Raw genomic sequence first — 13,781 nt, forward strand, 5'->3', positions numbered from 1 at the left:
TTAACACGAAAAGAACTAAAAAAATACCCTTCGTATTAAAATGTTATTATATTTACCAATCATAACATTATACCTAGTTCTTTATGGAAAGTTTTCTTTTAGTTGCGTTATTTTGTTTCTTAATCTATATCTTTAATACCATCAAAGGTCGTTTTAATCACCTCGAAAACGACATTCAGAAACTTAGCAAAAAGATTGATCTTTTAAAAACAGTTGAAAAACCTGCTGAAATTATTCCTGTTGCACCAATTCCTGTTGCAAAAAAAGAAGAATTTAAGATTGAGCCTGAACAATCGAACAAGGCTATTTTTGAACCTACGCAACCAGAAGCAATCAAAGAAAAAATATCAGATGAGCAATTAGAAAAAATAGCTTTATCTTCTAATATTGATAATACACCTAAACCAATTGAATCGAGACCTCTGGAACCAAAACCAGTTCAAAGACCAATTGTTCCTGTTGAACCACAAAAATCATTTTGGGAAAACTTCAAGGAGAAAAATCCGGATTTAGAGAAATTCATCGGAGAAAACCTGATCAACAAAATTGGAGTTTTAATTCTGGTTTTAGGAATTAGTTATTTTGTAAAATATGCCATCGACAAAGACTGGATCAACGAACCGGCAAGAGTTGGAATTGGCGTATTATGTGGTGTACTAGTTATGGGAATTGCTCATAAACTGCGTAAAAATTACGCAGCCTTCAGTTCGGTCATTGTTGCCGGAGCGATTGCGATTTTTTACTTCACGATAGGAATCGCTTTTCACGATTATCATTTATTCAATCAAACAGTTGCCTTTAGTATCATGGTCATTATTACAGCTTTTAGCGCTTTAATATCATTATCTTATGACAGGGTCGAACTAGCCGTTCTTTCACTAATAGGCGGATTTGCGGTTCCGTTTATGGTAAGCACCGGCGAAGGAAATTATGTAGTTCTTTTTAGTTATATCATCATTTTAAATATTGGGATCTTAGGCATTGCTTATTATAAAAAATGGAATCTGGTTAATATACTTGCCTACATCTTTACGGTCCTATTATATGCTGCTTGGTTAACCAGGGATTTAAGTTCTGATAAACCCCATTATTTAGGAGCCTTAATATTTGGATTTATTTTCTATTTCATTTTTATATTAATGAACCTTATAAATAACATTCGATCGAAAGGAGAATTTTCTAAAACTCAACTGACAATTCTGGCCAGCAATACCTTTTTGTTTTATGGTGCCGGAATGGCGATTTTGACCAACTATCATCCGGAATTAAAAGGTTTATTTACTACGATTCTTGCCTTGTTGAATTTAATTTACGCCTGGATTTTATACAAAAAATTCGATCTCGACCAGAAAGCTGCTTATTTACTTATTGGTCTAACGCTGACTTTTATAACATTAGCAATTCCTATTCAGTTCGAAGGGAATTTTATTACCTTATTTTGGGCAGCAGAAGCCGTTCTATTATTATGGTTATCTCAAAAATCTAAAATTACAAGCTACCGATTTGGCTCTATAATAGTTCATATTCTAATGATTTTCAGTCTGATCATGGACTGGAACAAATACTACAATGGCACTTTACCTTTAAATATTATCATAAATCCTATATTTATAACGGGTATTTTTGCTGCAGGCTCATTGTTTGCCATTTGGTATTTATTAAAAAATGAAACTGAAAATTCAACGATATTCGGCATCAGCTTTAATCCTGAAAAATATAAAAGAATTGTTTTAGAAGTTGGCTTTGTAATTACCTATTTCACCGGTTTATTCGAAGTTATTTATCAATCGAATCATTATATCGATAACCTTTACAGTTCGATAGCATTACCTATTTTATATCATTTGTTATTCTCGGCTTTGTTTTCTTCTTATCTGATAAAAAGAAAAACAGAAACCGGATATCAGGGTGCTTTATTACTAGTAATTTCTAATATCGTATTGTTTGCTTTCTGGTTCTCCAATTATCCTTTTTTTGAACATAAAGACATTATTAGTTCAGGAAACGGAAGAGCAATTGCTTTTTACTTGCATTATATTTCATTGATTATCACGATATATTTTGGATATCAATTGTTTCAAATCTATAAAAAAGTCGATTTTACTTTTCTTAAAAGCCGATACTTTATGTGGATTGCAGCATTTTTTATTATTTATATCGCAAGTTCAGAAGTGATGCTTCATGGTCTTGTATTTATGAATTCTCCTGTAACAGTTCAGGACATACAAACGAGTCCTATGTACGCGAGTTACAAATCGAATTTGCCGTATTTACGTGAATTTATTGCCGAAGATTATATTGCATTGGCCAGAACTAAAATCGTCAAAACAGGATTTCCAGTTCTTTGGGGAGTTTTAGCTTTTGTGTTTTTAATTATCGGAATAAAAAAACAACTGAAATCTTTACGAATAATCGCTTTATCGCTACTTGGTCTAACGATCTTAAAACTATTTTTATACGACATTAGTAATATTTCCGAAACGGGAAAAATCATATCGTTTATCCTTTTAGGAATCTTAATTTTGATTATCTCTTTTGTATATCAAAAAATCAAAGTATTAGTTATTGATGAAAATAAGCCAAAAGAAACCAATGAAACTGAATAAATTTCTCGCCTTACTATTTATCGCAAACCTTTCGTTTGGGCAATATCAAACTACTGCGAAACTAAAGAAAGTCACTCAAAACGGCTTTCATGAAATCATTGTATCACCTGAAGTCCGATCTTTTTCTAAACAGGATTTGAGCGACATCAGGCTATTTGATTCTAAAGGAATTGAAGTTCCCTATTTTATTCAAACAGCTAAAAATAGTTCCTTCAACACTTTCGAAGAATATACTATTGTTTCTAAAACAGTTTTGCCCAAAAAGAGCACTTCGGTAATTGTTGCAATTCCGTCGAATAAAAGTCATAACCAGCTTTCGCTTTTTATTGCAAATTCTGATGTCGAAAAAAAATACTCTATATCCGGAAGTGACGACCAAAAAGAATGGTTCGGAATTTCAAATTCTCAAATGCTGTATGAATTAAGCAGTACTTCAGAAACGAGTGTCGTTAAAACGATTTCATATCCATTGAATACATATCGCTATTTAAAAATAGATTTTGATGATCAAAAAACACTTCCGGTCAATGTTCTTAAAGTTGGGAATTTTACCTCCCAATCGCAAAAAAGTGTTTTGCAGGAGATCTTTCCAAAGAAATCAGTAACAACAGAAATTCCTTCAGACAAAGAAACTCAAATTCATATTCTTTTTGATGCGCCACAAATTATTAATGAGATTTCATTCGAAATTTCAAAACCTACTTATTACAAGCGAACTGCCATTCTTTACAAGAAAACAAAACGCCAGACAAAAAGGAAATCTCAAATATTCGACGAAGAAATTACTTCTTTCGAATTGAATTCAAATGCCACAAATACTTTTATATTTCCTCAAATATTCGAAAGAGAGTTCTTTATAAAAATCAAAAATCACGATAATCAGCCCTTATCGATTTCAAAAATCAAATACCATCAAAAACCAATTTCTATTATTGCAGATTTAAATTCTAATGAAACTTATATCTTAAAAACGGGAAACAAAAAACTGGGGGCACCGGAATATGATCTTTCGAATTTTAAAAATAATATTACTGGCAATTTACCACAAACAACCCTATACGATATTCAGCAAAAAAATGCGACAAAAGCTTCAATAGCAAATCAGTCTTTTTGGCAACAATCCTGGTTTATGTGGCTTTGCATTGTTTTGGGAGGCATTACCATTTTATTTTTTACAGCCAGTTTAGTAAAAGATTTAAAAACAAAAAATTAAAGTAAGAACCAGATTTAACATTTAAATACTTTTCAGGATTGAAAACGCCAGATTTGTTCATTTATACTAAAAAAAAGAATAAAATAGAACGAATTTTCGGTACTCTTTTTTTATTCTATAAGAAATTAAATCCCTCAAAACACGCACCATACAACGATTAACCGAAGTTTCTTAAATGTTAACAAAATAGATTTTCAGAAACCATAAATAATTGTATTTTTACGGTTCAAAATTCAGAAAATAAATGGGCAAAATCATTGCGATTGCTAATCAAAAAGGAGGCGTTGGAAAGACTACTACATCGGTAAATCTTGCAGCCTCATTGGGTGTTTTAGAAAAGAAAGTATTGTTGATCGACGCTGATCCTCAAGCAAATGCCACATCTGGCCTTGGGATCGATGTAGAATCTGTTGAGATGGGTACCTACCAAATACTTGAACACAGTAACACTCCCAAAGAAACCATTATAAAATGTTCAGCTGTAAATGTTGATGTGATTCCTGCTCACATTGACCTTGTTGCCATCGAAATTGAATTGGTTGACAAAGAAAACAGAGAGTACATGCTTAAAAAAGCATTAGAAAGTGTAAAAGACGAATATGATTATATCATCATCGACTGCGCACCTTCATTAGGATTATTAACTCTTAATGCTTTAACAGCGGCGGATTCTGTAGTAATTCCTATTCAATGCGAATATTTTGCACTTGAAGGATTAGGAAAATTACTGAACACGATAAAAAGTATTCAAAAAATACACAACCCAGATCTTGATATCGAAGGATTGTTACTAACCATGTACGATTCGAGATTACGTTTATCCAATCAGGTTGTAGAAGAGGTTCAAAAACACTTTAACGATATGGTTTTTGATACCGTTATTCAGCGAAATGTAAAATTAAGCGAGGCTCCAAGTTTTGGCGAAAGCATCATTAATTATGACGCAACAAGCAAAGGAGCAGTAAATTACATTCATTTAGCTCAAGAAATTATAAAGAAAAACAGTAAATAGTTTTTATGACAAAAGCAATTAAAAAACAAGCCTTAGGAAGAGGATTATCAGCATTATTAAAAGATCCGGAAAACGACATTACATCAGTAGAAGACAAAAATGCTGACAAGGTTGTTGGAAACATCATTGAGCTTGAAATAAGTGCTATCGAAATAAATCCGTTTCAGCCTAGAAGCAATTTTAATGAAGAATCGTTACGCGAATTAGCCACTTCTATTAAAGAACTTGGTGTGATTCAACCTATTACTGTTCGAAAATTAGACTTCAATAAATACCAGCTAATTTCCGGAGAGCGTCGTTTACGCGCTTCAACTTTAGTAGGTTTAACTCATGTTCCTGCATACATTCGTATTGCAAACGACAATGAGTCACTGGTTATGGCTTTGGTAGAAAATATCCAGCGTCATGATTTAGACCCAATCGAGATCGCACTTTCGTACCAACGTTTGATTGATGAAATTCAATTGACACAGGAACAAATGAGTGAGCGCGTTGGAAAAAAACGTTCTACAATTGCCAATTATTTACGTCTTTTAAAACTGGATCCGATTATTCAAACCGGTATTCGTGATGGTTTTATCAGCATGGGACATGGTAGAGCAATCATCAATATTGAAGATCTGGATATTCAGACTGATATATATCAAAAAATCGTAAGTGACAATCTATCTGTTCGTGAAACAGAAACTTTAGTAAAAAATTATCACGAAAGTTTAAAGCCAAAAGCTGAAGGGAAACCAAAAGCAGAATCTTCATTTGTAGTTAGAGAAACACAAAAAAACACTTTCAACGATTATTTTGGTGCGAAAGTTGATGTAAAAGTCGCTGGCAACGGAAAAGGAAAAATCACTATTCCTTTTAATTCTGAAGCCGACTTTAATAGAATTATAAAATTAATAAACGGATAGTGAATAAGATTGTCCCCATAAGTCTATTGTTCTTTCTAATAGGAACCGTCTCTCTTTTTGCCCAGGCAAAAGAAGAAACGGTTTTGGTTGTTAAAGACACTAGCAAATTACAAGAAATTGATCCGCTTACTCCGGCAAAAGCAGCTTTTTATTCTGCAATTTTGCCCGGTTTAGGTCAGGCATACAATAAAAAATACTGGAAAATTCCTTTGGTTTACGGAGCAATTGGTACGAGTTTGTATTTTTATATTGATAACAATAACAAATACCGTGATTATCGTAACGCTTACAAACGAAGATTAGAAGGCTATAACGACGATAAATACCAATTTCTTGATGAAAGCCGACTTGTTGCAGGCCAGAAATTCTATCAGCGAAACAGGGATTTATCTGCTTTATTTGTTGTTGCTTTTTATGCCCTGAACATTATAGATGCCAATGTTGACGCGGCTTTGATTCAATTCAACGTAAACGAAAGACTATCAATGCGTCCGGAAGTATATCCTAACGATATTACTTTCAGACCAAACGTTGGACTAACTTTTAATTACCACTTTTAAATAACTGCTGTTATTTAAACTCAAAAAATACATACAAAATGAAAATTGCGCTTTTAGGTTACGGAAAAATGGGTAAAGTAATTGAACGAATTGCTTTAGAAAGAGGTCATGAAATTGTTTTAAAGAAAGACGAATTCAATACATACGACGGACTTTCAACTGCAGATGTTGCAATCGACTTTAGCGTTCCAACCGCAGCAGTAAGCAACATTTCGAGCTGTTTTAACAACAATGTACCTGTAGTTTCAGGAACAACAGGATGGTTAGAACATTTTGATGAAATGGTCGCTCTTTGCAACGAAAAACAAGGCGGTTTTATATCCAGTTCAAATTTTAGTTTAGGAGTTAATATTTTCTTCGAATTAAATGAATATTTGGCTAAAATCATGTCTCAATTTGATTCTTACAAAGTATCGATGGAAGAAATTCATCATACGCAAAAATTAGATGCCCCAAGCGGAACCGCTATTTCTTTGGCAAAAGGTGTGATCGAAAATAGCAATTACGCCAATTGGACTTTAGAAGAAGCAAAAAACAATAATGAAATTCATATTGAAGCTAAAAGAATTGGAGATGTTCCGGGAACTCATACCGTAACTTACGACTCAATTGTAGACAGCATCGAATTAAAACATACTGCACACAACCGCGAAGGTTTTGCTCTTGGAGCTGTAATTGCTGCTGAATGGCTTGCTGGTAAAACAGGAATTTACAGCATGAAAGATGTATTAAATTTAAAATAATAAAATTCTAAAGCATCAGGGTTTTCTATAGAACAACCTGAAACTTGAAACATAAAACAAAAAAACTATGACACTATATCTTTGGTTCGTATTTTTCTTAGCCGTACAAATAATTCACTTTCTGGGAACCTGGAAACTGTATCAGGCAGCCGGGAGAAAAACCTGGGAAGCTGCAATTCCGGTTTACAATTCAATAATTTTAATGAAAATAATTAGCCGCCCAACCTGGTGGACTATATTACTTTTTATCCCGATTATTAACTTAATTATGTTTCCTGTTGTTTGGGTAGAAACCTTAAGAACATTTGGCAAAAAATCTACTCTAGATACCTTATTAGGAATTTTTACTTTTGGTTTTTACATCTATTATGTAAATTATACCCAGAAATTAGAATATAATGCCAACAGAGAATTAAGGCCTCAAAATAAAACTGCTGATACTGTAAGCTCTTTACTTTTCGCTATTATCGTAGCAACATTAGTACACACTTATGTCGTACAGCCTTATACAATCCCGACTTCATCTTTAGAAAAATCATTATTAATTGGTGATTTCCTGTTTGTAAGCAAAGTAAACTACGGTCCTCGTGTACCTATGACAACTGTGGCGCTGCCAATGGTTCATGATACGATACCATTTGTAAAAAGAAAATCATATTTAAGCTGGCCACAATTACCTTATTTCAGGTTACCGGCTTTAGAAAAAATAAAACGATCTGATATTGTTGTTTTCAACTGGCCTGTAGATACTGTTCATTATTTCTACGAGCCAAAAGGAAGACCAGGAGTTATAAAACCTATCGATAAAAAATCGAATTATGTAAAAAGATGCGTTGGTATTCCTGGCGACAGTTTATCTATTGTAGACGGTTTTGTTTTTATTAACGGAAAAAAATTAATTTTACCGGAACGCGCTAAACCTCAATATTCTTATTCAGTAGCTTTAGATGGAAAAACTCCGGTTGATTTTGAATCATTAATGAAAGAGCTTGATATTACTGATGGCGCTTATATTAAAGATCAGGAAAAGAGAGATACTATTTATTTTAGAGCATTAACAGAAGCAAGCGCTGAACGTTTAAAAAACACTCCCGGAATTACTGCTGTAAAAAGAGAAATTGACAGAGGAAATGACAACGCGATTTTTCCTCACATCAACAAATGGAGTCAGGATAACTTTGGCCCTATTTACATTCCTCAAGCAGGAAAAACAGTAGCTTTGACCAATGAATCTTTGCCATTTTACAAAGAAATCATTACCAAATACGAAGGCAATACTTTACAGCTGGACGGTTCTCATTTTTTAATCAACGGGAAACAAGCAACGACATACACCTTCAAACAAGATTATTACTGGATGATGGGAGACAACCGTCATAACTCTGAAGATAGCCGTTACTGGGGTTACGTTCCTGCCAATCATATCGTAGGAAAACCGGTTTTTATCTGGATGAGCTGGGATACCAACGGAAAAGGAATTAACAAAGTTCGTTGGGACAGGGTTTTCACTACTGTTAATGGTGAAGGACAGCCACAATCTTACTTTAAATACTTCCTGATTATTCTTGCACTTTATTTTGTTGGAGAATATTTCTGGAGAAAAAGAAAAGAAAACAAAGCATAAAAAAAATTAGTTATTTTTGTTTCAGGTTTCATGTTTCAAGTTCGCAAAGAATCTGAAACATGAAACCTGAAACTTTTAAACAAAGAATATAATGAACTCGTTATTACTTCCTACCTATTTTCCGTCGATTAGTCACTTTGCAGTTATGGCTCAATCTGAAAATATTACTTTTGAAATGGAAGATAATTTTCAAAAACAGACCAATAGAAACCGTACTTATATCTATAGTCCAAACGGAATTCAGTTATTAAACATCCCTGTTAAACATTCGAAATCTGCTCATCAAAAAACAAAAGATGTTATGATCGAAAATGAATTTGACTGGCAGAAACAGCATTTTAAATCCTTAGAAGCAGCTTATAGAAGCTCACCTTTTTTTGAGTTCTTTGAAGATGATATCGCTCCTGTTTTCGAAAAGCAACACACTTTTCTAATGGACCTGAATATGGAAGTTTTCGATATTGTAACGAAGTGTTTACGAATGAAATTAGAGTTTTCTAAAACAACAGAATATTTTCATGAGGTCGAAAACATTACTGATTTCAGATTTTTAGCAAACGGAAAAAAAGATCCAAATGTTTTTGAAAAATATACTCAGGTTTTTGATGACAAACACGGATTCATCAACAATTTAAGTGTTTTGGATTTACTTTTTAACGAAGGAAAATTTGCAATGGATTATCTAAAGAGCCAGAAAATATTGTAAATTATTTCGATTACATAAAAAATACTATATTTTTATTTGCTGGCACTACAGCATTTATAAAATAAAAAAAAGGAGATTTCATTACAGAAATTCTCCTTTTTTTTTATTTTCAGAGTTTATTTACTTTGCTCCCGGAGGACATTTTTCTTCTATAAATTTCAAAAAAGTATCTACCAAATGTTTGCGGGTACCAGCACCTTCGTAAATAGAATGCGAACGATTTGGATAAATCATTAAATTAAAAACTTTATCATATTTAATTAATTCATTGATCAAAACCTCTGCATTTTTATAATGCACATTATCATCTCCTGTTCCGTGAATGTACAGCAAATTTCCTTTTAAATTCTTCGCATGAGTCACCGGCGAAGCCTGAACATAAGCTGATTCATTTTCATCTGGCAATCCCATATAACGTTCTGTGTATATATTATCATAAAAATGCTGATCTGTAACTGCAGCAATCGCTACCCCGGTCTTGTATATTTCCGGATACTGAAACATCAAATTTAAAGTAACAGCTCCACCACCGCTCCATCCGTGAACAGCAACTCTATCTTTATCGATAAAATTCCATTTCAAAACTTCTCTCGCCGCCATCGCCTGATCACGCGTATTGATAATTCCTATATTTTTATAAATAGATTTTCTCCATTTTGTTCCTTTAAGAGATGGAGTTCCTCTGTTGTCCATTGCAATCCCGATATATCCTTTTGGAATCAAATGATCTATAAATCCATTAAAATACGGCACATCATTCGCGACAGTAGCTACTGGCTCGCCATAAACATAAAAAAACAAGGGGTATTTTTTAGATGAATCAAAATCCAGAGGCTTTGCCATTATCCCATCCATTTCAACACCATCAACAGTGGTTACTTTAAATTTTTCTAAAGAAAATTCACGTGCAGGAGCTGTAAAAACATCTTCTTCTTTTGGCAGTATTTTTTTATGATCTGAAAGCGAAACCAATCTAATATTAGGATTACGGTTAATATTAGAATTGGTGTGTTTTGCATAAGATCCGTCTGTAGAGAATTCATATTTATTAGTCCCTTCAAAAGCTTCAGGGGTAAGTCTTTTTGTTTTCTTCGAGTTCAAATTCGTTTCATACAAATAGCGTTGTGTTGCATCTGTTGGACTGGCAATATAATAGATAGATTTTGTTTTCTCATTATAGGCTTTAAAATAAGCATCAAATTTTCCGGTCGTAATTAGTTCCTTCTTTTTTCCGTCACTACTAATTTTATAAACATGCATCCATCCATCAGCATCAGAACTCCATAAAAAAGCTTTTCCGTTATCTACAAATTGACATGGAAAACCATCATACACTCCCGAAGAAATATCGAAAACATCAATCCACTCAGGAGATTTCTCCTGATAAATTAAATTTGCTTTTCCTGATTGAGTATTACAATTATAAATAGAAGCTTGGTTTTGATGTCTGTTAAGCTGAATCACCATTACTTCATTTGCGGCAACCCATTCCATACGAACCAAGTAATTATTATCAGGTTCCCCCGGAATATTAAGCCAATTTGTTTTTACAGAAGCAACATCAATAACTCCAATCTTCGCAGCCGAAGGTTTTTCTCCCGCTTTAGGATATTCAACAGGAACAACAAACGGATATAAAGCATCCGTATTATTAATCATCAAATGAAACTTTGTATCTGTTGCATCAACACGCCAAAAAGCAATACTTTTTCCGTCAGGACTCCAGCGAAATCCATCTCTCGCTGCCAATTCTTCTTCATAAACCCAATCAAAAGTTCCGTTAATAACCTTATCCGTTCCGTCAGTTGTTAGAGGCGTAATTTTACCTGAAGTTAGATTTTCCAAATAAATATTATGTTTTGAAACATATGCAACATTTTCATTATCACTAGAGAACTTTGCAAACATAAGAGACGATTCTTCTAAGGTCACACCAAGTTTTCGTCCTTTTCCGGTTTTTAAATCAAAGAACCAATAATCTCCTTTTGTATTAGCACGCCATACTTTTTTTGAGTTGGTATAAACCAATATTTTTGTCTTATTTTGATTCCAGACCAACTCTTCGATGTTTCCATTAAAACCAGCGTCTTTTAATTGTTTAGCGGTTAAAACAGTTGTATTCTGATTTAATTTATCTACATCATAAATCAAAATATTCTCAGCTGAATTTACCCAAAATGAATGCGAATTTGGCAGCCATTTTAACTCATTAATGTCAATATCTTTCTGAGCAAATATACCTGAGCAAACAAAAAGAAGTAATAAAAAATGTTTTTTAATCATGATTTAGGTGGTATTTAGTAATTGTTCAATTTCTTTAATCTTTCAGATTATTTTCGTAGACAAAAAGAGCGCAAAGGTTAGAAAAGCAAAGTTCGTAAAGCTTATTAATTAAACTTTAGGAACTCTAAATAAACCTTTGCGCTCTTTTATGATTAAAAGCACTATTCCATAGAAAGCCTTGCCATTATAGGATAATGATCTGAGTTTTCGAAGTCAGGAAAGCTTTCAAAACCTTTTACTTTCATTTTACTATCAGTAAAAATATAGTCAATTCTCGCTGGGTAATAACGGAACTTATAAGTCGCACCAAAGCCTTCTCCTGCTTCTTCAAAAGCATCTTTTTGTTTTCCTTTTATACTTCGGTATACATACGAAAACGGACTATTATTCATATCCCCACAAATAATAAAGGGAGTTTTGCATTTTTTAATATTCTCTTTAAATATTTCTGCCTGCTCTTGTTGCTGCCTGAATCCTTTACTTATTCGGGTATAAATAAGCTGTGACTTTTCCTGATTTACATTATCTATATTATTCGAAATATTAGTGACATCAGGCGAAATTTTGATGGATTGCAAGTGCATATTATACACACGAATTACATCTTTACCACGCTTTATATCAGCATAAATAACATTATTATCTGAATTAGGAAAAATAATATTCCCTTCGAATATAATAGGAAACTTAGAAAAAATAGCCTGACCAGTTTTAATCTGATTTCCATCTATAAAAATATAACGATGAGGATATACTTTTAAGTCGATGTGAGCCGAATTGGAGTATTCCTGAATACAGAGAATATCCGGGTCTTTTTCATCTATAAAAGCCTTAATATTAGACGGAATATCATCCCGGTCCAGCCATTTAAAAACATTAAAAAGACGAACATTGTAACTCATAATAGAAAAGTCTTTTTCGTCTTTGATATATTCCTTGGCAGAGAATTTATAAAATTTACTGATAAAGGTAATTCCGGTCAACAAAACCAAACCAGATAAAATAAGGCGTTTTTTAAACTGAATTGCCCAGTAAATAAAGAACAACCCATTTAGCACAAAAAAAACCGGCATAAAGAGTGTAAGCACCGATAGAAGCGGAAAACTTCTAGGTGCCAAAAAAGGTAAAATATAAATACTAAATGTCACTACAGTCAGTACTATATTCAAAAAGAACATTATTTTATTAAACCACGAAAGGTTTTTCATATTTTCTTGCTAAAAGGATTATTTTCCAGCTTTAAATAAAAACTCTTTTTCTTCTTTTGTCAAACAATCATAACCTGACTGGCTAATCTTGTCTAAAATTTCATCAATTTGTTGTTGCGTTTTGTCTTTTGTAACAATTCTTGATGTCACTTTTTCTGTAGGTTTTTGGTAATTTTTATGAACTTTTTTGAAAGGGGTCGAAGGGGATTTTCTGAATAGATTCGCAAAAAAACCTAATATTCTGGACACTATTTTACTTAAATCTATTCCGTTTTGAAGCAATTTAATAAAGACAAATCCAAAAACTGCTCCGGCTAAATGCGAAATGTGTCCGCCGGTATTCTCTAATCGGAACTGCATTAAATCCAAAACTAAAATTACAGCCGTAATATGCCAAAGTTTAACGTTTCCAAAAAACATTAAACGCACACCCATCAAAGGCTGATAAGTTGTTACCGCAACCAGGATTGCCATAATAGCTGCCGAAGCACCAACAATAGAACCTGCTACGTTTGAAAAATAAAAACTTAGCGCAAAAACAACTCCAGAGAAAATTGCACCCAAAATGTACAAACCTAAATATTGTTTTTGAGTAAAAAAGGTCAGGAACAAATTACTGGCAAAATTTAAAACCATCATATTGAACAATAAATGCCAAAACGATGCATGAAAAAAAGCATAGGTTAAGAATGTCCAGGGTTTAAACAAAAACACATTTGGATCTGATGATAAAGCCAGCCAATCCGGATAAGCAAAACCGCCTCCTGAATATTGATAAAAAAACACTAAAGCGATCATAAAACAAGCAACGTTCCAGTAAATAACACGCATTGCTATACCACCTAATTTATACTGTAATTTTAAATCATCAAGAATATTCATAAAAGCTTCTTTTGGTTTTTATTCTATATTAAAGTT

Annotated in this window: 11 protein-coding genes; 8 read left to right on the forward strand and 3 right to left on the reverse strand. The window is 33.0% G+C overall.

Annotation, left to right across the window (positions count from 1 at the left end):
* Positions 1–83 precede the first annotated feature (83 nt).
* The 8 genes from ACIDC4_RS11100 (at position 84) to ACIDC4_RS11135 (ending at position 9,372) form a co-directional block, all read left to right on the forward strand.
* Complete coding sequence (locus ACIDC4_RS11100; protein WP_412045374.1) at positions 84–2,606, forward strand: DUF2339 domain-containing protein; 2,523 nt, start codon at positions 84–86, stop codon at positions 2,604–2,606.
* On the forward strand, positions 2,593–3,819 hold the full coding sequence (locus ACIDC4_RS11105) for a hypothetical protein (protein WP_412045373.1): 1,227 nt from the start codon (positions 2,593–2,595) through the stop codon (positions 3,817–3,819). The genes ACIDC4_RS11100 and ACIDC4_RS11105 overlap by 14 nt, the downstream gene beginning before the upstream one ends.
* Before the next feature lie 244 nt (positions 3,820–4,063).
* Entirely contained in the window at positions 4,064–4,831 is a 768-nt protein-coding gene (locus tag ACIDC4_RS11110) for a ParA family protein (protein WP_065450999.1), read from the forward strand.
* Between the two features lie 5 nt (positions 4,832–4,836).
* A complete protein-coding gene (locus ACIDC4_RS11115; protein ID WP_065450998.1) occupies positions 4,837–5,739 on the forward strand; it encodes a ParB/RepB/Spo0J family partition protein in 903 nt (300 codons plus the stop codon).
* Positions 5,739–6,299, forward strand: a complete 561-nt coding sequence (locus ACIDC4_RS11120) for a DUF5683 domain-containing protein (RefSeq protein ID WP_065450997.1) — start codon at positions 5,739–5,741, stop codon at positions 6,297–6,299. Before ACIDC4_RS11115 ends, ACIDC4_RS11120 begins: the two co-directional genes overlap by 1 nt.
* Positions 6,300–6,337: 38 nt before the next feature.
* Positions 6,338–7,042: a 4-hydroxy-tetrahydrodipicolinate reductase gene (dapB, locus tag ACIDC4_RS11125; protein ID WP_412045372.1), complete on the forward strand. Its 705-nt coding sequence runs from the start codon at positions 6,338–6,340 to the stop codon at positions 7,040–7,042.
* A 67-nt stretch (positions 7,043–7,109) separates the two neighbouring features.
* Positions 7,110–8,666 (forward strand): signal peptidase I, encoded by a 1,557-nt coding sequence (lepB, locus tag ACIDC4_RS11130; RefSeq protein ID WP_412045371.1) that lies wholly within the window; start codon positions 7,110–7,112, stop codon positions 8,664–8,666.
* A gap of 91 nt (positions 8,667–8,757) precedes the next feature.
* Positions 8,758–9,372: a WbqC family protein gene (locus ACIDC4_RS11135; RefSeq protein ID WP_412045370.1), complete on the forward strand. Its 615-nt coding sequence runs from the start codon at positions 8,758–8,760 to the stop codon at positions 9,370–9,372.
* A gap of 120 nt (positions 9,373–9,492) precedes the next feature.
* Here the strand turns inward: ACIDC4_RS11135 and ACIDC4_RS11140 are convergent, their stop codons facing one another.
* From ACIDC4_RS11140 to ACIDC4_RS11150, 3 genes are all read right to left on the reverse strand, one after another.
* Complete coding sequence (locus tag ACIDC4_RS11140) at positions 9,493–11,655, reverse strand: S9 family peptidase (protein WP_412045369.1); 2,163 nt, start codon at positions 11,653–11,655, stop codon at positions 9,493–9,495.
* Between the two features lie 161 nt (positions 11,656–11,816).
* On the reverse strand, positions 11,817–12,863 hold the full coding sequence (locus ACIDC4_RS11145) for an endonuclease/exonuclease/phosphatase family protein (RefSeq protein WP_412045368.1): 1,047 nt from the start codon (positions 12,861–12,863) through the stop codon (positions 11,817–11,819).
* Positions 12,864–12,881: 18 nt separating this feature from the next.
* Positions 12,882–13,745, reverse strand: coding sequence for a rhomboid family intramembrane serine protease (locus ACIDC4_RS11150; protein WP_412045367.1), 864 nt, complete (start codon positions 13,743–13,745; stop codon positions 12,882–12,884).
* Positions 13,746–13,781: the final 36 nt, after the last annotated feature.

The sequence above is a fragment of the Flavobacterium sp. C3NV genome, from assembly GCF_046825355.2.
GTDB lineage: Bacteria > Bacteroidota > Bacteroidia > Flavobacteriales > Flavobacteriaceae > Flavobacterium.